We start from the raw sequence: 21,075 nt of genomic DNA, 5'->3' as shown, positions 1-21,075 counted from the left end.
ATTATCCGTAAATTTGCCTGTTTTATGAATTTCCTGATAAAAATATTATACTTAATTTCAAAGCTCCCGCTGAAAATCTTATACATTTTTTCAGATATTATCTTCTTTTTGAATCATTACATCGTCGGATACCGAAAAAAAGTCATTACGAAGAATTTAAAGAATTCATTTCCTGAAAAATCAGATGAGGAAATCAGAGAAATCAGAAAGAAATTCTATTTAAATTTTTCAGATTATCTGGTAGAAACGGTGAAATCGTTCAGCATTTCCGAAACAGAATCACGTGTAAGGATGCAACACATCAATCAGCATTTGTTTCATGAAGCAAAAGCTGAAGGTAAAAATATCATTTTAATGGCAGGACACGTTTTCAATTGGGAATGGATGAATGCTTTAGCAACGCTTACACCTCAAAAAAACTCATATCCTGTTTATAGAAAGGTAAACAGCAGTTTTTGGGAAGATCAGATGAAAAAAGTCCGCAATAAGTTCGGAAATGAAGCGCTTGAAGCTAATGAAGTTATTTTAAATATTTTCAGAAAACAAAACGACGGCGAATCTATCTATATGTTTGTTGCCGATCAGACGCCACATTCTTCACATGTGAATTACGGATTAAAATTTCTTAACCAGAGAACTCCAGCTTTCATTGGTTACGACAAATTAGCTACCCGAATGGATCTTATCTTTATTTATTGCGAAATGAAAAAAGTAAAAAGAGGGTATTATCAGGTAAATTATCACAGAATCTATCCTGATGGTGAAAAATTTGTGAATAATGAAGTGGTACAAAAATTCCATCATCTTCTTGAAAATACCATCAGAAAAAATCCCGACAATTATCTTTGGTCGCACAGAAAATGGAAGTATCAGGATTCTATTAAAACGTATGAAGAGTAAATGAGAGAAGAATCTAAAAATCTTGCCGTAGTTATCTTAAACTGGAACGGGAAAAACTGGCTTCAGAAATTCCTTCCGGGTGTTGTACGGTTTTCTGATGATGCTGAAATATATGTCATTGATAACCATTCAACAGATGATTCGGTTGAATTTTTAAAACAGAAATTTCCTTCGGTAAAAATCATTATTAACGACAAAAATTATGGCTTTGCAGGCGGTTATAACGAAGGTTTAAAAAAAATAAACGCAGAATATTACTGTCTTCTGAATTCTGATGTAGAAGTTTCTGAAAACTGGATTAAGCCGGTTTTAAATTTATTTAAAAAAGATTCAGCGATTTCTGCTATTCAACCTAAAATATTATCATTTAATAATAAACAATATTTTGAATTTGCAGGAGCTGCAGGCGGATTGATCGATAATTTGGGCTATCCTTATTGTCGAGGAAGAATTTTTGACGATTTGGAAGAAGATAAAGGTCAGTACAATGAGGAAACAGAAATTTTCTGGGCTTCAGGATGCTGTTTTTTTATCAGATCTAATGATTTCTGGGAGCAGAATGGTTTTGATGAACGATTTTTTGCACATCAGGAAGAGATTGATCTTTGTTGGAGATTAATTAATTCAGGAAAGAAAGTATTTTACACCGGAAAATCTGAAGTTTATCACGTCGGAGGTGGAACTTTAAACAAGCAAAGTGCTCAGAAAACTTTTTTAAACATCCGAAATAATCTTTCGATGATGTTGAAGAATTTACCCTTTCCGAAACTGATCTGGCTGATATTTTTCAGATTGTGTTTAGATGGTGTTGCTTCCTTTTACTTTGCTTATAAAAACGGTTTTTCACACCTTTGGGCAGTAGCAAGAGGACATTTCGGGTTTTATGCTCAGCTTTCAGGAACACTGAAACGCCGGCAAAAGCATCAAAAAAGCCACTATTACCAAACAAAATGGCTTATTTTTAAGCATTTTTTAGGAGGTAAAAATTAATTTAAACCAAACACACTCTATTAAATGGATTTCTGCGCCATCGATTTTGAAACTGCAACCTTTGAGAGACATTCAGCCTGTGAAGTCGGAGTTTGTATTGTACAGGATTCTAAAATTGTTGAAACCAAAACATGGCTCATAAAACCTCCCAGTTTTCCTTATTTCAATCAAAGAAATATTGATGTACACGGCATTCTTCCGAGTGATGTAAAAGACGCTCCTACTTTTGACGAAATATGGTATGAAATTGAAGAATTGATGTACGGAACTTTAATGATTGCCCATAACGCAAGTTTTGATGCAGGTGTTTTACGGGGCTGTCTTGATTTCTACGGAATGTTTGCTCCGAAATTAAATTATTTGTGCAGCATTCAGCTGGCAAAAAAATCATGGAATTATCTTCCTAAATATGGATTAAAACATCTTGCAGAGTACCATGATATTCAGTTTAAACATCACAGAGCAGGAGATGATGCCGAAGTTTGTGCAAAAATTGCACTTTTAGCTTTCGAAAAATTGTTTCTTACAAGCAATGATGAAATTACAGATTATATGAAGCAGAAAATTAAGATATTGTAATTTCTAACAGACCACACAGATTTTCACAGATGTTTGAAAATATGTTATTTAAGCTTGCCCAATTAATTACTTAAAACTTCAGATAAGAGATTAAATTTAGGGATATCAATTTCGAAACTTTCTTTGGTCTGAGCGTTTTCAACAAGGTATTTTCCACTCATATTTCCTACTCCGGAACGAAGCATTACATTTGAAAAGTAAGCAAAATTATCGCCGGGCTCTACATCGGGAGTTAAGCCAATTACTCCGTCACCTACCACTTCCGTATATCCAAAACCTACATCAAAAATCAACCATTTTCTTTTAAGGATTTTTATAGGGAAATCTGCATCATTTTCAATAACAATATTATATTTAAAAACGTGACGGTTTTCTGACGGATAACTGTTCTTGCTATCGTATTCGGGGACGACCGAAACCTTTATATTGGAAGTAATTTTCGAGAACATTTTCATTCAATTTAAATCAATAAATACAAAAACCCCGCCTTTTTTTGAGAGACGGGGTTTGTTATTTAATAAAAAGTACGGATTATAATCCTAAACCTTTTCTTTCGTCTCCGCCTAATAGAATTTCTACCGGATTATCAATACCTTCTTTTACCGCAACAAGGAATCCTACAGATTCTTTACCATCGATAATTCTGTGATCGTAAGACATCGCAACGTACATCATCGGACGAATGACAACCTGCCCGTCAACAGCAACCGGTCTCTGGATAATGTTGTGCATACCTAAAATTGCAGATTGAGGAGGGTTGATAATCGGTGTAGACATCATTGATCCGAAAGTACCACCGTTTGTAATCGTGAAAGTACCTCCCGTCATTTCGTCAACTGTGATTTTTCCGTCTCTTACTTTGATTGCCAAATCTTTGATGTTTGCTTCAACACTTGAAAAAGACATATTTTCAGCATTTCTCAATACAGGAACCATTAATCCTTTAGGACCTGAAACCGCAATTGAAATATCGCAGAAATCATAGTTTACTTTAAAATCTCCGTCGATTGATGCATTTACATCAGGATACATTTGTAATGCTCTTGTAACCGCTTTTGTAAAGAAAGACATGAAACCAAGTCCTACTCCGTGCTTTTGAGCAAATTCGTCTTTATATTGTTTTCTTAGTCTAAAGATTTCAGACATGTCAACTTCGTTGAAAGTCGTTAACATTGCTGTTTCATTCTTTACTGAAACTAATCTCTGAGCAATTTTTCTTCTAAGAACTGAAAGTTTAGTTGTTGTAGTAGATCTTGAGCCTGTAGCAGAAAGAGGACTTCCTCCTAATGCAGGAACAGCCGCTAATTCAGCATCAGATTTAGAAATTCTTCCATCTCTTCCGGAACCTGAAACTTGAGATGCATCGATCCCTTTTTCGTCAAGAATTTTCTTCGCTGCAGGAGACGGAGTACCTGTTGCATAAGTTTGTGTCGCAGCAGCTGCAACAGGAGCTGCAGGTTTTGGAGCTTCTTGTTTAGCCGGTTCAGCCGCTTTAGGAGCCTCTTCTTGTTTTGGAGCTTCCGCAGCAGGAGCAGATCCCGCGGGTTTTGCAGCATCCATATCGATTAAACAAACTACTTGTCCTACTTGTACTACATCACCTTCTTCTGCTTTTAAAGTGATTACACCACTCTGCTCTGCAGGTAATTCTAATGTTGCCTTGTCTGAATCTACTTCAGCGATTGGTTGATCTTTTTCTACATAATCACCATCTTTTACAAGCCAAGTTGCAATTTCAACTTCTGTAATTGATTCTCCCGGTGAAGGAACTTTCATTTCTAAAATTGACATATCGTATTTTTTATTTTTTTAATTGGATATTATTATAATTAAGCTGTTACAGGTCTTTTAACCGGAGCATCGTCTCTGTCGAAAACTCTATTGATAACAGCATTTTGGTTTTTCTCAAACATTTTGTGACTTCCCGGAGCCGGAGCACCACTTGGTACCGGAGAAACAACCTGAATTCCTGTATCTCTGAAATTTCTCAGGATATAAGACCAAGCTCCCATGTTTTCTGGTTCTTCCTGAGCCCAAACGATTGATTTTCTGTTTGAATATTTAGCAAAAATAGCTTCGATAGCATCAGTCTGAAGCGGATATAACTGCTCAAATCTTACCAATGCAATATTCTCACAATTTAATTCTTCTTTCTTAGCTAATAATTCGAAATATAATTTACCTGAGCAAAGCACTAATTTTTCAACTTTTGCAGGATCTGCAGTCGGATCATCTAAAATTGGCTGGAATCCTTTGTTTGAGAAATCTTCAAGCGGAGAAACCACTTTTGGATGTCTTAGCAAAGATTTCGGACTCATCACAATTAACGGCTTTCTGAATGCCCATTTCAACTGTCTTCTCAGTAAGTGGAAATAGTTGGCAGGAGAAGTAACATTTGCAACAACCATATTTTCATTAGCACAAAGTGTTAAGAATCTTTCCAGTCTTGCTGAAGAGTGTTCCGCACCCTGACCTTCTGAACCATGAGGCAACAACATTACCAAACCGTCCTGAATTTTCCATTTTTCTTCTGCAGCCGCTAAATATTGGTCAACGATAATCTGAGCACCGTTCACGAAATCTCCGAACTGAGCTTCCCAGATCGTCAAAGTATTAGGAGAAGCCATTGCATATCCATAATCGAAACCAAGAACTCCATATTCAGATAAGTGAGAATTGAAAACGTCAAATCTGCTTTCAGAAAGTTGTCTCAATGGTACATATTCTTCTTCCGTATCTTCAGTTTTCACCACCGCATGTCTGTGAGAGAACGTTCCTCTTTCCACATCTTCACCAGAAATTCTTACGTTGTGACCTTCAACAAGAAGTGTAGCATAAGCCAACCATTCTCCAAGAGCCCAATCTAATGAGTTTCCTTCAATAGCTTTAAGTCTGTTTTCGAAGAGTCTTGTAATTTTATTTAAAAACTTTTTATCAGCCGGAAGTGTTGACATTTTAATGGCCAATTCTTTCAACTTCTCTAAGTCATATTTTGTATCAACAGCTTCCTGAACTGCGCCTCTTTTCCCAATCGGATAATTCGTCCAGTCATCTGCCATGAAAACGTCCATTACGTTTTTCTCAATTTCTTTAGAAGCATCAAAATCTTTATCTAAAAGAGCTTTGAAATCCGCCTCCATTTTAGCGATCAAATCGTTTGATACAACGCTGTCTTTCAACAAAAGATCTTTGTAAATTTCTCTTGGATTCGGATGCTTAGAAATTGATTTATATAAATTAGGCTGTGTAAATCTTGGTTCATCTCCTTCGTTGTGGCCATATTTTCTATAACCTAACAAATCGATATAAACATCTTTACCAAACTTCGCTCTGAAATCAGCTGCGAAATGAATTGCATGAACAACAGCTTCTGCATCATCTGCATTGACGTGCATTACGGGAGACTCTGTAACTTTTGCAACATCTGTACAATAGGTAGAAGATCTTGCATCCATATAGTTTGTTGTAAATGAAACCTGATTATTTACAACGATATGTACTGTCCCGCCAGTTTTGTACCCCTCCAAAGTCATCATCTGAGCAACTTCGTATGCAATACCTTGTCCTGCAATTGCCCCATCACCGTGGATAATAATTGGTAAAACTTTAGAATAATCTTTATACTTATCATCAACTTTCGCTCGGCAAATACCTTCAACCAAAGCTGCAACTGTTTCTAAGTGAGATGGGTTTGGCGTTAAATTAATCGCAACTTCTTCTCCAGAAGCCGTCTTGATTTTTTTTGACGAACCTAAGTGATATTTAACGTCACCAGAAAATACATCTTCTTCAAATTCTTTCCCTTCGAATTCTGAGAAAATCTGTTTGTAAGATTTACCGAAAATATTTGTCAACACATTCAATCTACCTCTGTGAGCCATTCCTAAAACAACCTCATCAACTCCCAACTGTGAAGATCTTGAAATTAACTGATCCAAAGCTGGAATCAATGTTTCACCACCCTCTAATGAAAATCTTTTCTGACCAACAAATTTTGTGTGAAGATAATTTTCAAATGCAACCGCCTGATTTAATTTTAATAAAATTTCAGTTTTTTCGTTAGCATTAAGATTTGGATGGTTTTCATTTACCTGAAGCCACTGCTTAATGAAATCTTTTTCCTGAACGTTGTTAATGTGCATATATTCCACACCGATAGAATCACAATAAATGTTTTCTAAGTGTGTAATTAACTCCTGTAAAGTTGCAGGACCTTTCATTCCTGTTTCAACGGCACAGTTGAATTTTGTGTTTAAATCTGACTTATCAAGACCGAAATTTTCGATATCTAAAGTCGGAGTGTAGTGTCTTCTTTCACGAACAGGGTTTGTTTTTGTGAAAAGATGACCTCTCGTCCTATACGCTTCAATAAGATTTACCACCTTAAATTCCTTCTTGATATGCTCCGGAACTTCACCGTTTGAAGCCGCCTGAGAAATCTGCTGAACTGCAGGAGAAGAATTCCCCGAATTTTTAATGTACTGGATGTCTTCTTCATCAGAATAGTTCTCCAATGCAAAATCAAAACCTTGAAAAAAGGCCTTCCATGATGGTTCTAAAGAGTCCGGGAATTTTAAGTATTGTTGGTATAAATCCTCAATTAACTGAGAATGAGCTGCGTTTAGGAATGAAAATCTGTCCATTATTACAGTTTATCTATTATTAAATTTTGTTTATCGAATTAATCTTCAAATTTAATAAAAAAAAACGGGTTAGGATAGTCTCAAACCTTTAAAAAAATTATAAAATCAATAATTGGGAAAAAATCATCTGTAAACTGAAAGAGAAAGTTTCATATTGACATTCTGACCTTCTGCAGGCGACTCGATAAAAGTCTGATAAACATCACCGTAACGCATCTCGTCTTTCTTGGCTTTTTGCATCAGCTGCTGAATTGCCTTTACTCTTCCCTCGTAAGATCCTTTGTAGTACATCACATAATTCTGGGTAGGATTTACAGACCTGAAATTGAAATTATTATCCGTAATTCCTACTTTCTTCGACAATGGGATTCCGAAGAAATAAGATACCTCTTTATCTTTAAAATTATCGGCATCGGTAATCAGCACAGGATAACCTACCTCATCATTTTTTTTACCCAAATCCATCGACACGAAATTATTTACTTTATTGTAATTCATGACGATATTTTTGTACAACGCATCTTTTTTGTTGGAAGCACTTACGTTGACGCCAAGAATCATTTTCGCTTCTTCATTTTCAACCATAATGCTGTCGTATTTTATCGCAGCCAGCTGATTGTCTTTCTCTACTTTGTTGCTTAATACATTTTTTAGATTAAGCATGCTTTTATCGATATTTTCAGCAAATTTATCTTCGGTCCAGAAGTTTTGCGCTCTTGAAAGAAGTGGCAATTTTGGAGTATGTACAAACCATTTGATCTTCGTTTTTTCAGCGGAAACTGCTATAAATTTCACATCAATCAAGGTCGGATTTTCGTCCTCATCCTCAAAAAGCTGATATCTCAAAGTCTTATTTGGATTCTCGTAACGGATAAACATTTCGCCGCCATCTTCACTTTTCGGATCATTGTAACTGATTGCACTTCCCTGCCCTTCATAAGGTAGATAATAATCGATCGTAATGGTTTTTGAGCTTGAAAAAAAGTTATTCCAGCGGGTAAAGTTCTGCAGATTATTAAACTGATTAAACACTTTTTCCAAAGGATAATCTATTTCTTTTTCGATCGTAAACTCTTTACTTTCATCCACAAAGTAATACATGGAAGCCGCATAAGCTCCGATCAGAAATACCACAATTACCGCTATGATTTTGAAAAAACGCATCGCACAAAAGTAAGACAAATAAAAAAAGTGACCAATATCTTTAGTCACTCTTCTTTTTTATTTTTGATGGATGTTAGATTCAATTGCATAGATTTTGATTAATTGCTAAATTTCAAAATTATCACTCCTCAGAACACCCAGCTTCCGGCATCAAGCATCAAGCTTCTATCCGATATGTGTTCCAGGAGTTAAGACTGCTCCTTTTTTAACAACAACAATACCGTCCTGTACGGAATGAGTTCCGTAGTCTCCATCTTTAAGGTGCTTTCCACCGATGATCCTTACATTATCTCCGATGTAGCAGTTTTTATCTAAAATTGCCTTCTCAATATAACAGTATTTCCCGATTCCCATATTGGGTAAACCTTTGCTGTCATTCATTACAATATCACTGGTATTCTGATAGAAATCTGCACCCATAATGTAAGAATTCACAATAGTGCTTCCTTTATCTATTCTTGTACGGTTTCCTATTACAGAATTTTCGATTTTATCTGCCAAAATAATACATCCGTCACCAAAAACTGCTTTGCTTACGTATGAACCATTCACTTTTGATGGCGGAAGCATTCTTGCACGTGTGAAAATTGGCGCTGAGGAAAATAAATTAAACTGAGGGAAATCATGGCAAAGATCCAGATTCGCTTCATAGAAAGATTCAATAGTTCCTATATCCGTCCAGTAACCTTCATATTGATAGCTTAAAGTTTTGTATTTCCCGATAGAATTAGGGATGATGTCTTTTCCGAAATCGTCTCCCGCTCCCTCATCAAACATCTTTTTAAGAATTGTTTTTGAGAAAATATAAATTCCCATTGATGCTAAAAACTCTTTGCCTTTTGTCTTGTTTTCGTCTGAAACTTCTGATTGTAAGCCATTCAGCTCATCAAATCCGGGTTTTTCTACGAATGAAGTAATATTTCCTTCATCATCCGAACTTAGAATACCGAAACCTGTAGCATCTTTTGCAGTTACAGGAATGGTTGCAATGGTAACATCTCCACCGTTTTCGATATGAAAATCAAGCATTTCATTAAAATCCATCTGATAAAGCTGATCTCCTGATAAAATCAAAATATATTCATAATCATATTTTTCAAGGTGTTTCATCGACTGACGAACTGCATCTGCCGTTCCCTGAAACCAGCTATCACTGTCAACATTTTGTTCTGCCGCCAAAATATCTACAAAACCCTGACTGAAAATATCAAAATGATAAGAATTTTTGATATGTGAGTTTAATGATGCTGAATTAAACTGTGTTAAAACAAGAATTTTATTTAAACCAGAATTTAAACAGTTTGAAATCGGTATATCTACCAATCTGTATTTTCCGGCAATAGGTACAGCAGGTTTTGATCTCGTGTACGTTAACGGAAAAAGTCTCGTCCCTCTTCCTCCCCCCAAAACAATTGAAATGACGTTGTGTTTCATAAATATCTGCGTTTTTATTATTTTATAGTTTGTTTAATATTTAAAAATTTCAGATTATTTTTCTAAATCTATTGATTATATAAAGCTATATATTTTTCTGCGGATTTCTCCCAGGCAAAATCGAATTTCATATTAGATAACACCAAATTTTCCATTTGAGCTTTGTCTTTATAAATATTTAAGCCTCGGCTCATTGCATGAATAATATCGTCTACTCCAGGATAAGTGAAATTTAAGCCGGAACCTCCTGTAGAAATATCTTTTACCGTGTCTCTCAATCCACCTGTATAACTTACAACCGGAACCGTTCCGTATCGCATCGCATACATCTGATTGAGACCGCAAGGCTCGACCCTTGAAGGCATCAACAAAAAATCTGCCGAAGCGTATATTTTATGGGATAAATGTTCTTTATATCCTATATCTGTAGCAAAATTCGAGTAAACAGCGTTCAATTCTTTCATCTGTCTTTCCACATATTCGTTTCCTGAACCCAAAACAATAATGTTTAAACCGCCAAAACTTTGCTTTATACTTCTCCAAATAACATCCGGTAAAAGATCGGCTCCTTTTTCTGTAGCAAATCTACCGATGAATGCAAAAAGAGGAAGTTCAGGATTCAAACCATATTCTTTACAAAGCTTCAGTTTGTTTTTCTTTTTTATTTTTAAAGCATTTTTAATAGTAAAGTTAAAATCGATCATCGGATCGGTTTCAGGATTCCACACATCAGTATCAATTCCGTTGATAATACCGTAAGCTTTTGAAAATTCTTCTCTCACCAGACTTTCCAGCCCCTTGAAACTCACAAAAAGTTCTTCCAGATATCCTTCCGAAACCGTCGTAAATGCATAACAACATTTAATCATACTCGCCAAAGGATTGATAAATCCGTTCCAGTCTAAAAGTCCCCATTTGTAATGATCGAAAGCAGGCATATAACTCACCATATCCCAGCTCATCATTCCCTGATATTCCCCGTTATGGATTGTACCGATTGTTTTTACGCCTTTCAGAAATTCAAATTCATAGCAGTTTTCAACCATAAAAGGAACTAAACCTGTATGATAATCGTGGCAATGCAAAACATCCGGACGAATTTTCATCGCCGATAACCAATGCAAAATCCCATGCTGAAAAGCCAGAAACTGAAAATTTTCATCCTGATATCCGTAAGGATTTTCGCGATCGAGCAATCCCGGAATTTTCACCATATACAATTCAAATCCCAAAACATTCGTAGTTTCTTTCAAAACCTGAACCTGAAGCATATTGGAACCTTGATGAATAAAGCCGTCAAAAACAACTTCAAAATCATAATCATATACAAAATGCTTGTTGTACCAAGGCATCACTACTTTGGCATCAATATCTTTTATTTTATTCTGATATTTCGGCAGTGCGCCTACTACATCTGCCAATCCGCCAACTTTGGCTACGGGATAACATTCTGTACTGAGGTGAAATATTGTCATTTTTTGTGCTGTTTAATCCTATTTAATTTATATTTTTTATTTTTTCTCTGTTTTAAAACAATCCCCGAAAGTGCAGGAAGGTTTAAGCTGATCGATCTTGGCCGATTCATCCATTGATCATGATCTTCTCTGAAAATGTGGGCTTCTACTCCGCTTCCGCTATATTTTTCGTCATCGGAATTGAGAACGACTTCCCAATGTGTTCCTGCATTCACGCCCACTTTATAATCAATTACCCGTGGAGTTAAATTTAAAATAATCATAAAAACATCATCCCTTCTCTTCCCTTTTCTTAAATAAATATAGACAGAATTGTCGGTATCATTGGCTTCAACCCATTCAAAACCTTCCGGTTTAAACTGATTTTCGTAAAATGCAGACTCATCTTTATAGAGGTGATTCAGATCTTTAACTAAACTCTGCAATCCTTGATGAACAGGATATTGCAATAAATGCCAATCTAAGCTTTGCTTAAAGTTCCATTCGTTAGTTTGTCCGAACTCATCTCCCATAAACAATAATTTTGCTCCGGGATGCGTAAACATATACACATACAAAGCTCTGAGATTGGCAAATTTCTGCCATTCATCGCCTTTCATTTTATAAATAAGGCTGGCTTTTCCGTGTACAACCTCATCATGTGAAAGTGGAATCATATAATTCTCATTATACATATACATCGAGGCAAAACTCAGCTTGTGATGATGTTGTTTTCTGTTGATAGGATCTTCTTTAAAATAAAATAGAGTATCGTGCATCCAGCCCATCATCCATTTCATTCCAAAACCGACGCCACCGTCATGAACAGGTTTCGTTAATTTTGGAAAATCTGAACTCTCTTCAGCAATCGTCATGATATTATTGCCAAATTCTTTGTAAACAGCCGTATTAAATTCCTGAAGGAAAGTTTTTGCTTCGAGATTTACATTTTCACCATAAATATTCGGTTCCCATTCTCCTTCATTCCTTGAATAATCAAGATGAAGCATCGACGTTACAGCATCCACACGAAGTCCGTCTGCATGATAACGATCAAGCCAGAACACGGCATTCGAAATAAGAAAAGATTTCACTTCATTTCTTCCGTAATTAAAAATATAGGATTTCCAGTCAGGATGAAAACCTTTTCGCGGATCTTCATGCTCATATAAATAAGAGCCGTCAAAACGGTGTAATCCGTTTGCATCACCCGGAAAATGAGAAGGAACCCAATCTAAAATAACGCCAATATCGTTTTTATGAAGTTCATTAATCAAGAACATCAAATCCTGTGGTGAACCAAAACGTGAAGTTGCTGCATAAAAACCTGTAATCTGATAACCCCAACTCGGATCATAAGGATATTCCATCACCGGCATGAATTCTACATGTGTAAAACCCATTTCCTTGATATACGGAACCAGCTTTGCGGCAATATCTCTATAATTAAGAAATTTCTCGGGATTATCTGCATTTCGCATCCACGAACCTAAATGGATTTCGTAAACAGAAATTGGTGATTCAAGACTGTTTTTTTGCCAGCGTTTTTCGAGCCATTCCCGATCGTCCCATTCGTACCAATTGGTAGAAACCATAGAAGCCGCCTGAAGATTCTGTTCCCAGCTTAATGCATACGGATCACTTTTTTCTAAAATATGTCCCTGAAAGGTTTCAACAGCATATTTATATAAGGTACCCCACGAAAGTGCAGGAATAAATCCTTCCCAGATTCCGGACTTATCCCATCTCGGAAACAAAATATGCTCACGATGATTCCAGTTGTTGAAATTCCCGATTACCGAAACTTTTTTGGCATTCGGAGCCCAAACCGAAAAATACACCCCCTTTACTCCGTCTTTCTCAACAGAATGAGACCCAAACTTTTCGTAGAGCCTGTAATGTTTACCTTCCTTGAAAAGATACACATCATGTTCCGTAAAAAGTGTATAGGTTTTTACAAAATTCATCATATTTGGTTTTTCGGTCTAAATCAGTCGTTATGATCATTTTATTTACTGAATAACGATGACTATCAAATATATGAATTTTAACTCTGCCACACCATAAATTTTATTATTTTTAAACAATATCTTTAAAAAGATTTTTCATAAATTTAAAAGCTTAAAATGTCCGATAAAACACAATGAAATTTACACTGAGCACATCAGAAACAGACAACAGACCAATCTTTATCACAGGAAACTTCAACAAATGGAATCCTAAAGATTATAATTTCCAGCTTCAACAGTCCGATGAAAATACTTACAGTATCGAAATAGAAGATCAGCTACTCTCCGATGAAGTAGAATATAAATTCACCAAAGGCGGTTGGGAAAATGTAGAATTAGACAAGTACGGAAGCATCACGCCCAACAGAAAAGTCAAAAAAACTTCAAAAACCACACAGGATTTTATAGAAAAATGGAGATTAAACTGGGGACCTTTCAAAGATGAATTTTTTCCTATCGTAGAAGTCATTTCTGAAGAATTTTATATCCCACAGCTCGACCGTTTTCGAAAAGTCTGGGCACTTCTACCCCACGATTACTATATTTCAGATAAAAGTTATCCCGTTCTTTACTTACAGGATGCTCAAAATCTTTTTAATGAAGGAAGTCCTTACGGAAACTGGGAAATCGATAAGAAACTATCTATTCTTGCGGAATACGGCCGCGGAGATCTTATTGTAATCGCCATTGAACACGGAAGTGAAGACCGTATAAAAGAATATATCTTTGATAATGACCATGTCGCCAATGGTTCGGAAGGTAAAAAATACATCCGATTTATAACCGATACCTTAAAACCTTTTGTAGATGAACATTACCGAACAAAAAAAGACAGAGAAAACACAGGAATCGGCGGCAGTTCTTTGGGTGCACTTATCAGTATTTACAGCGGGTTTCTTTACCCTGAAGTATATTCTAAATTATTGATCTTCTCACCATCACTTTGGGTAGAACCGAACAATAATTTCCCAATGATGAGCTTCAGAGTTCCTTTTAAAACTAAAATCTATCTTTACGGAGGTGAGCAGGAAGGTTCGAAAATGGTGAAAAGAATTCAGGTTTTTGAAAATTATCTGAAACAATGGGAAAAGAAGAATCTTTTTGATTTTGAATTTAAAACCAGCATCAATCCGGACGGAGCTCACAGTGAATTTTACTGGTCACAGGAATTTCCGAGAGCGATTGAGTGGCTGTTCTACAATAACATCGAAAATCCTCTTGAGGTAACACCCCATCAGGAAAATATTAAAAATTAATATAATCTAATCATGAAACTAATCAACAAAAAAAATAAACAATACGCTCAGGTTTTTAAGTTATTTACAGAAGAAGCCTGGACTTTAAACTATAAAAATTTCAATAAAAATATTTCACTTCTTTTCTCCGGAAAAAAACACGAAATTTTCATCGAAACCAGCGAAGAAACCATTACTTATTATATAGGTCTTGGGAAAGAAACTTCTCAGAATTTTGAGTTTCAGCAAACCGGAATTAAATTTTCCCAGACCCACAAAAAAAACATCCAGACTGTTGCTACTCTTTTAATTGCAGATTTTATTCATGAAAACCAGTTTGAAGAATTTGCAAAAGGCCTTCTTTTAGGAACCTACAACTACCCTTTTGATAAAACCCACCCTTTTTGGGATGAATCTTTCGAACTTCATTTCGGGAATTTAAGTCCTAAAAAATTAGAAACAATTTCAACAAAAATTGATGCGATCTGTGAAGGCCAAACCGCCTGTATGGATTGGCTTAACAAGCCAGCAAATCTAAAAAGACCTGAAGCCATCAATGCATATCTGAAAAATTTAGCCAAAAAAAATCAGTTAAAATACACCGCTTTCAACAGAAAAAAATGCGAAGAACTTGGTTTGGGAGCTTTTCTGTCGGTTAACCAGGGAAGTGCTTATGACGCTGCTTTTACCATTTTAGAATATAAAACAACTGTAAAGAATGCAAAAACTTTCGGACTCGTAGGAAAATGTGTTCTGTTTGACACCGGAGGAATTTCCCTGAAAGCTTCAGACAATATGCATTATATGAAATCCGATATGGGAGGCGCAACCGCAGTGATTGGAGCACTTATTTACGCATCTCAGATGAAACTTCCCGTTAACATTACAGCTATTTTACCGATTACAGACAATGCAATTTCTGAAAACGCTTATTTACCAAGCGATGTAATTACCGCTTACAACGGAAAGACCATCGAAGTTCTCAATACCGATGCAGAAGGAAGAATGACGCTTGCAGACGGATTGTCTTACCTTTCAAAAAACTACAAAACAGATGTTCTGATCGATCTTGCAACACTTACAGGGAGTTCTGTGAGAATGTTTGGAGACACTTGTGGTGCGATGTTTTCGAATAATGAAGATTTGAAAAATATTTTAATTAAAACCGGAGATAAAACGAATCAGAGATTATGGAATCTTCCGCTTTGGGACATTTGGATGGATGATTTTAAATCTGATGTTGCCGACTTCAAAAACATCTCAATGAAACCCATAGGAGATTGTATTGTCGCCGCCAAATTTTTGGAGCAATTCATCGGAAACCATCCAAATTGGGCACATCTTGATATTGCTGGAGTTGCGTTTGGAAATGTGGGATATGCAAAAGAAAAAGCAGCAACCGGTTTTGGTGTGCAATTATTAGCCGATTTAATCGAAAATTATCATTAAAAATTAGTTTTTTACAGATTTTCTTCTTATACTTGATTAGCAATTTTCAAAAGCACAAAGGTTATCAATTTTTAATATTAAATAATCAATAATCATAAGCTTTTATTTTTTATAATTTAATAAAAATTAAAAATCATTATATGAAGGAGAAAACCATCGTATGTATTTCGTGCTATTATAAAGGGTACGATTTTATGGACGAAATGAAAAAGCTCGGCAATAAAATCATCCTCATAACATCGGAAAATTTAAAAGAAAAAAACTGGCCATGGCACGCTGTCGACGAAGTTTTCTATATGCCGGAAATCAAACCTTCGGTATGGAATCTTGAACATCTTATCCAGGGATTTTCTCATCTGATGAAAACCCGGAAAGTAGATGCGGTTATTGCTTTGGATGATTATGATGTAGAAAAAGCAGCATTGATTCGTGAAACATTCCGTATTCCCGGAATGGGACAAACGACGCACCGTTATTTCAGAGATAAACTGGCCATGCGTCAAAAGGCAAAAGATTCCGGAATCAACGTTCCTGAATTTATTGCTGTGTTTAATGATCAGGAAGTAAAAGAGTTTACAGAAAAAATTTCTCCACCATGGGTTCTGAAACCACGTTCAGAAGCTTCAGCCTCCGGAATTAAAAAACTGAAAACTCAGGACGAACTTTGGGAAGCTCTGGAAAAACTGGGTGAAGAAAGACATTTATTCCTACTAGAAAGCTTCAAACCCGGCGATGTTTATCATGTTGACAGCTTAACATTTAATAAAGAAATTGTTTTCACTTCAGCATCAAAATACCTTGCTCCGCCAATGCAGGTTTCTCATGAAGGTGGTGTTTTCCGCACCAAAACTTTAGGCAGATATTCCGAAGAATTCAAAGCTTTGGAAGAAGCCAATGCCAAAGTTCTGTCTAATTTCGGACTAATGAACGGCGCAACTCACACTGAATTTATTCGCGGAAAAGAAGACGGAAAATGGTATTTTTTGGAAACCTCTTCAAGAGTTGGAGGTGCACATATTCCGGATCTTGTAGAAGCTTCAAGCAACATCAATATCTGGCGTGAATGGGCAAAAATTGAAGATGCTTTATTAAAAGGAAATCATTATGAGGTTTCTAAACCTACAGGATATTATTCAGGATTAATTGTAGCACTCATTAAGGATCTTACTCCTAATTATAAGGATTTTGAATGCGAGGAAGTTGTAAAATTTCTTCCAATCGATTATCATGTCGGAATTGTTTATAAATCTAAAGACTCTGTAATCGTTCAGGAAAGACTGGATTTTGCTGCAGAAAAAATTCATGCGGAAATGCTCAATGTACTCCCTCCGAAAGACAAACCTTCAAGTTAAATGAATGATAAATTATCAACCATAATTGATTATCAAAAACTTATTACAAACTATCATTCATCAATTTTCAAATATAAATTATAAAAATGCCACAAATAGAACATACAGATTACTATTCTCATATATTAGGAATGAGCCTAAACGTTGAAGTTACAGGACATTATGGTTATCCGATCATCATGTTTCCGACTTCACAGGGTTTATATACTCAGAATCACGATTTCCATCTGAACAGCAGCATCAATTACTTTGTTGAGCAAGGAAAAGTGAAATTATACAACGTTCAGACGATTGATGCGTGGAGTTTTTATGACGAAAAAATTTCTCCACAGCAAAGAATCAGAAATTATGAAAAATATGTACAGTTTCTGATTCAGGAATTTGTTCCTTACATTCAAAAGCTACATCAAACACATCGTGTTGCAATTGCCGGAGCAAGTTTCGGAGGGTATCATGCTGCAAATTTCGCATTCCGGTTTCCGGATGTGATCTCTCATTTATTCTGTCTTTCGGGCGCATTCAGCATCAGAAATTTTATGGATGGATACTCTGATGAACTGGTTTACTTCAACTGCCCAAGAGAATTTGTAAGAAATGATGAAGCCTGGAAATATAAACACATGCATATTGTATTGAGCACTTCTGATGAAGACATCTGCAGAGATAAAAATGTGGAAATGGCAGAAATTTTAGCTTCAAAAGGAATTGATTTCTGGTATGACGAAAAAAAATGGATCAACCATGACTGGCCGCTTTGGAGAATGACTTTCCCAAGCTATATTGGTACATTCTTTTAAAAAATTCAAAATATTAATATTAAAAAAATAAAACAAAAATTATGGCAAAAAAAGTAGGAATTTTATTCGGGATGGAAGATACGTTTCCGTGGGCATTTATTGATAAGGTAAACGAACTCGGAGGCGGAGAAATCATTGCAGAGCCCGTAAATATAGATAAATTGGAACAAGGTGCAGATTATGGTTATGCAGTAATCATCGACAGAATTTCTCAGGATGTTCCTTTTTACAGAGCTTATCTGAAAAATGCAGCCCTCAATGGAACTTACGTTATCAATAATCCTTTCTGGTGGAGTGCAGATGAAAAGTTTTTCAACAATGCATTGATGACAAAACTTGGAATTCCTTTACCTAAAACGGTTTTACTTCCTTCACACGAAAGACCTACAGATACTACTGAAACATCATTCAGAAACCTGAAATTTCCGCATGACTGGGATTATATTTTTAATTATGTCGGATTTCCGGCTTATATGAAACCTCACGACGGCGGTGGTTGGAAAAGCGTTTACAGAGTTGAAAATCCGCAGGATCTTTGGGATAAGCTGAGTGAAACAGAACAATTGGTGATGATGGTTCAGGAAGAAATAGTTTTTCAGGATTATTACAGAGTATATTGTTTAGGTCAGAAATATGTTCACATCATGCCCTATGAACCGAGAAATGCGCATCATTTAAGATATGCAACCACTCATCAGACGCAGGGAGAAGAACTGGAAAAATTATTAAAAACCATTCACGATTATACCATTAAGATGAACAAAGCTTTAGGCTATGATTTTAATACGGTAGAGTTCGCTGTAAGAGACGGAATTCCATACGCTATTGATTTCTGTAATCCTGCTCCGGATGCAGATCGAAATTCAGTAGGAGAAGAAAATTTTGCATGGATTGTAGAGTATTCAGCAAAATTGGCTATAGAAAAAGCTAAAGAATATGTTCCGGGAAAACAAAATATTTCTTGGGGAACTTTCGTGAAAGATTCAGTTAAATAAAACAGTAAAAACACAGAAAAAAAAATGCATCAGTTTACAATAGGAATCGAAGAAGAATATCAGATCATTGATGTCGAGAGCCGCGACCTGATTTCTCATGTTTCAAAAATCATCGAAGGCGGAAAAGCTGTTTTAAGTGAAAATTTGAAGCACGAAATGCACGAATCGATGATAGAAATGGAAACAGGAATCTGTCAAAACATTCAGGAAGCTAAAGCAGAACTAACGAATCTTAGGCGTCATTTAATTAACACTGCCCACGAACAGGGATTGCGTGTTTCCGGTGGCGGAACTCACCCTTTTTCAAACTGGGAGCACAACACCATTACCAATGGTGAACGTTACAACAAGATTGTAGACGACATGGGTGACGTTGCCCGAGGAAATCTTATTTTCGGATTGCACGTTCATATCGGAATTCCCAACCGTGAAGAAGGGGTGAGAATTCAGAATGTAATGCGCTATTTTCTTCCACATGTTTATGCCTTATCTACCAATTCACCCTTCTGGATTGGAAGAAGTACAGGTTTTAAATCTTACAGACAGGAAATTTTCGTAAAATTCCCGAGAACCGGTATCCCGAGTTTCTTTAATTCTTTAGCTGAATTCGACAGTTATGTTGATCTTTTGGTAAAAACAGGAACTATCGACAATGCGAAGAAAATCTGGTGGGATCTGCGTGTTCATCCATTCTATCCTACGATCGAATTCAGAATCTGCGATATGCCTTTACGAATTGAAGAAACAGTTTGCTTGGCTGCAATTATGCAGAGTTTGGTGGCTAAAATTTACAAATTGCATCAGCAGAATTTAAGTTTCAGAAGCTACAGAAGACTTTTATTAAATGAAAACAAATGGCGCGCTTCCAAAGACGGAATTCATTCTAAGCTGATTGATTTCGGTAAAGAAGAATCGGTTCCTTATCCTGATCTTTTAAAAGAACTTTTAGAATTTATTGACGATGTTGTAGACGAATTAGGATGTAGAAAAGAAGTAGAATATGCATGGACCATTTTAGAAAACGGAACCGGTGCAGACCGCCAGTTAGCTGTATTTAAAGAAACCGGAGATCTTACAAAAGTCGTTGATTATATGATATCTGAGACCGAATACGGCATCACTCACGGAGTAACTGCTTCATAATATTTTTATAACTTTGCAGAAATTATGAAGTTATGAAAGATGTAAGAATTGCTTTGCTGGACATGAACAATAATCAGGCAAATCAGGGATTTAAAAACATTAAAGAAATCTCTGAAAATTTCCAGAAGCAGTCGGAAGAAAATATTACCATTACGAGCTTTGATGTAAGACATAAAAACGAAATTCCGAATATTGAAGATTTTGACCTTTTTATTTCATCCGGTGGTCCGGGAAATCCGCATCGTGAAGGATTTGAGTGGGAACAGAAATTTGCCGATTTTTTAGATGCAGTTTATGAGCACAACAAACAAAATGAATCGAAGAAATATCTTTTCCTGATTTGTCATTCTTTCCAATTGGCGAGTATTCATTGGGATTTAGGGAATATCTGTAAGAGAAAATCTTATTCTTTCGGTGTACAGCCCGTTCATAAAACAGAAGAAGGTGAAGTAGAATTTTTATTTAAAAATTTACCCGATCCTTTTTATGCGGTTGATTCAAGAGCATATCAGTTTATTGAGCCGAATGTAGAGCGTTTTGAAGAATTGGGTATGCAAATTGTTGCAATTGAAAAATTCCGTCCGCACATCAATCTGGAGCGAGCGATCATGGCAATACGTTTTTCTGATGAAATTTTCGGAACTCAGTTTCATCCCGAAGCTAATCCTGAAGGAATGATTGAAAACCTTAAAGACGAGAAAAATAAAGAAGCCATGATTGAGAACTACGGAATGGAAAAATATCTTGAAACCGTTGACAGAATCAATGATGAAGACAAAATCGTTCTTACACAGTCTCAGATTTTACCTCGTTTTTTAAGCGATGCAAAGAAGAATATTTTGAAAGGGAATAAAGCTACAGCTTAAAATAAATTCAAATAAAAACAATTAAAATCGAGCATTATTGCTCGATTTTTTAAATCACAATAGAA

The 21,075-nt window shown here is 35.9% G+C and carries 17 protein-coding genes; 10 read left to right on the top strand and 7 right to left on the bottom strand.

The annotated features are described in order from the left end of the window. The first annotated feature begins 24 nt into the window (after positions 1–24). From BM371_RS03280 to BM371_RS03270, 3 genes are read left to right on the top strand one after another with little or no spacing between them, the layout of a single operon-like run. Positions 25–900: a lysophospholipid acyltransferase family protein gene (locus BM371_RS03280; protein WP_034675788.1), complete on the top strand. Its 876-nt coding sequence runs from the start codon at positions 25–27 to the stop codon at positions 898–900. Beyond that, positions 901–1,890 carry a glycosyltransferase family 2 protein gene (locus tag BM371_RS03275; RefSeq protein WP_034675787.1) on the top strand — a complete coding sequence of 330 codons (990 nt, stop codon included), beginning with the start codon at positions 901–903 and terminating at the stop codon, positions 1,888–1,890. It begins immediately after the preceding gene. Positions 1,891–1,914: 24 nt separating this feature from the next. Further along, complete coding sequence (locus BM371_RS03270; RefSeq protein WP_034675785.1) at positions 1,915–2,469, top strand: 3'-5' exonuclease; 555 nt, start codon at positions 1,915–1,917, stop codon at positions 2,467–2,469. Positions 2,470–2,531: 62 nt separating this feature from the next. On the opposite strand, the gene apaG is transcribed toward BM371_RS03270, so the two are convergent. The 7 genes from apaG to glgB form a co-directional block, all read right to left on the bottom strand. Further along, positions 2,532–2,918, bottom strand: coding sequence for a Co2+/Mg2+ efflux protein ApaG (gene apaG, locus BM371_RS03265; RefSeq protein ID WP_034677309.1), 387 nt, complete (start codon positions 2,916–2,918; stop codon positions 2,532–2,534). 82 nt (positions 2,919–3,000) lie between these two features. Continuing rightward, entirely contained in the window at positions 3,001–4,260 is a 1,260-nt protein-coding gene (odhB, locus tag BM371_RS03260) for a 2-oxoglutarate dehydrogenase complex dihydrolipoyllysine-residue succinyltransferase (RefSeq protein ID WP_034675784.1), read from the bottom strand. Positions 4,261–4,298: 38 nt separating this feature from the next. After that, positions 4,299–7,112 carry a 2-oxoglutarate dehydrogenase E1 component gene (locus BM371_RS03255; protein ID WP_034675783.1) on the bottom strand — a complete coding sequence of 938 codons (2,814 nt, stop codon included), beginning with the start codon at positions 7,110–7,112 and terminating at the stop codon, positions 4,299–4,301. 123 nt (positions 7,113–7,235) lie between these two features. Further along, positions 7,236–8,324 carry an SRPBCC family protein gene (locus BM371_RS03250; protein WP_228376729.1) on the bottom strand — a complete coding sequence of 363 codons (1,089 nt, stop codon included), beginning with the start codon at positions 8,322–8,324 and terminating at the stop codon, positions 7,236–7,238. 117 nt (positions 8,325–8,441) lie between these two features. After that, positions 8,442–9,710 carry a glucose-1-phosphate adenylyltransferase gene (locus BM371_RS03245; RefSeq protein ID WP_034675780.1) on the bottom strand — a complete coding sequence of 423 codons (1,269 nt, stop codon included), beginning with the start codon at positions 9,708–9,710 and terminating at the stop codon, positions 8,442–8,444. A gap of 68 nt (positions 9,711–9,778) precedes the next feature. Then, positions 9,779–11,185 (bottom strand): glycogen synthase, encoded by a 1,407-nt coding sequence (locus BM371_RS03240; RefSeq protein WP_034675779.1) that lies wholly within the window; start codon positions 11,183–11,185, stop codon positions 9,779–9,781. Further along, on the bottom strand, positions 11,182–13,131 hold the full coding sequence (gene glgB / locus BM371_RS03235; protein ID WP_177225343.1) for a 1,4-alpha-glucan branching protein GlgB: 1,950 nt from the start codon (positions 13,129–13,131) through the stop codon (positions 11,182–11,184). Before glgB ends, BM371_RS03240 begins: the two co-directional genes overlap by 4 nt. Positions 13,132–13,307: 176 nt before the next feature. Here glgB and BM371_RS03230 point away from each other — a divergent pair, with 176 nt between their 5' ends. From BM371_RS03230 to BM371_RS03200, 7 genes are all read left to right on the top strand, one after another. Continuing rightward, entirely contained in the window at positions 13,308–14,429 is a 1,122-nt protein-coding gene (locus BM371_RS03230; protein ID WP_034675774.1) for an alpha/beta hydrolase-fold protein, read from the top strand. A gap of 12 nt (positions 14,430–14,441) precedes the next feature. After that, positions 14,442–15,857, top strand: coding sequence for a leucyl aminopeptidase family protein (locus BM371_RS03225; RefSeq protein WP_034675771.1), 1,416 nt, complete (start codon positions 14,442–14,444; stop codon positions 15,855–15,857). Between the two features lie 140 nt (positions 15,858–15,997). Then, complete coding sequence (locus BM371_RS03220; protein WP_034675769.1) at positions 15,998–17,209, top strand: ATP-grasp domain-containing protein; 1,212 nt, start codon at positions 15,998–16,000, stop codon at positions 17,207–17,209. Between the two features lie 86 nt (positions 17,210–17,295). Next, positions 17,296–18,006: an alpha/beta hydrolase-fold protein gene (locus tag BM371_RS03215; protein WP_034675767.1), complete on the top strand. Its 711-nt coding sequence runs from the start codon at positions 17,296–17,298 to the stop codon at positions 18,004–18,006. 41 nt (positions 18,007–18,047) lie between these two features. Continuing rightward, a complete protein-coding gene (locus tag BM371_RS03210; protein ID WP_034675764.1) occupies positions 18,048–19,001 on the top strand; it encodes an ATP-grasp domain-containing protein in 954 nt (317 codons plus the stop codon). Positions 19,002–19,025: 24 nt separating this feature from the next. Then, the gene (locus BM371_RS03205) at positions 19,026–20,144 is read left to right on the top strand and encodes a carboxylate-amine ligase (RefSeq protein WP_034675761.1); all 1,119 of its coding nucleotides are present in this window, start codon (positions 19,026–19,028) and stop codon (positions 20,142–20,144) included. 32 nt (positions 20,145–20,176) lie between these two features. Continuing rightward, a complete protein-coding gene (locus BM371_RS03200; protein WP_034675757.1) occupies positions 20,177–21,010 on the top strand; it encodes a type 1 glutamine amidotransferase in 834 nt (277 codons plus the stop codon). The last annotated feature ends 65 nt before the right edge of the window (positions 21,011–21,075 follow it).

Source organism: Chryseobacterium formosense (assembly GCF_900116415.1).
GTDB classification, from domain to species: Bacteria; Bacteroidota; Bacteroidia; order Flavobacteriales; family Weeksellaceae; genus Chryseobacterium; species Chryseobacterium formosense.
The sequence above is the reverse complement of the archived record's forward strand: the minus strand, read 5'-3'. Positions and strand labels throughout refer to the sequence as shown.

Excerpts from the sequence above, each read along its gene's own strand:
- BM371_RS03205 (WP_034675761.1), top strand. The coding sequence starts at position 19,026 with ATGCATCAGTTTACAATAGGAATCGAAGAAGAATATCAGATCATTGAT.
- BM371_RS03255 (WP_034675783.1), bottom strand. The coding sequence starts at position 7,112 with ATGGACAGATTTTCATTCCTAAACGCAGCTCATTCTCAGTTAATTGAG.
- BM371_RS03230 (WP_034675774.1), top strand. The coding sequence starts at position 13,308 with ATGAAATTTACACTGAGCACATCAGAAACAGACAACAGACCAATCTTT.
- BM371_RS03210 (WP_034675764.1), top strand. The coding sequence starts at position 18,048 with ATGGCAAAAAAAGTAGGAATTTTATTCGGGATGGAAGATACGTTTCCG.
- BM371_RS03225 (WP_034675771.1), top strand. The coding sequence starts at position 14,442 with ATGAAACTAATCAACAAAAAAAATAAACAATACGCTCAGGTTTTTAAG.
- glgB (WP_177225343.1), bottom strand. The coding sequence starts at position 13,131 with ATGAATTTTGTAAAAACCTATACACTTTTTACGGAACATGATGTGTAT.
- BM371_RS03280 (WP_034675788.1), top strand. The coding sequence starts at position 25 with ATGAATTTCCTGATAAAAATATTATACTTAATTTCAAAGCTCCCGCTG.
- BM371_RS03240 (WP_034675779.1), bottom strand. The coding sequence starts at position 11,185 with ATGACAATATTTCACCTCAGTACAGAATGTTATCCCGTAGCCAAAGTT.
- BM371_RS03245 (WP_034675780.1), bottom strand. The coding sequence starts at position 9,710 with ATGAAACACAACGTCATTTCAATTGTTTTGGGGGGAGGAAGAGGGACG.
- apaG (WP_034677309.1), bottom strand. The coding sequence starts at position 2,918 with ATGTTCTCGAAAATTACTTCCAATATAAAGGTTTCGGTCGTCCCCGAA.
- BM371_RS03215 (WP_034675767.1), top strand. The coding sequence starts at position 17,296 with ATGCCACAAATAGAACATACAGATTACTATTCTCATATATTAGGAATG.
- BM371_RS03220 (WP_034675769.1), top strand. The coding sequence starts at position 15,998 with ATGAAGGAGAAAACCATCGTATGTATTTCGTGCTATTATAAAGGGTAC.
- BM371_RS03270 (WP_034675785.1), top strand. The coding sequence starts at position 1,915 with ATGGATTTCTGCGCCATCGATTTTGAAACTGCAACCTTTGAGAGACAT.
- BM371_RS03200 (WP_034675757.1), top strand. The coding sequence starts at position 20,177 with ATGAAAGATGTAAGAATTGCTTTGCTGGACATGAACAATAATCAGGCA.
- odhB (WP_034675784.1), bottom strand. The coding sequence starts at position 4,260 with ATGTCAATTTTAGAAATGAAAGTTCCTTCACCGGGAGAATCAATTACA.
- BM371_RS03275 (WP_034675787.1), top strand. The coding sequence starts at position 901 with ATGAGAGAAGAATCTAAAAATCTTGCCGTAGTTATCTTAAACTGGAAC.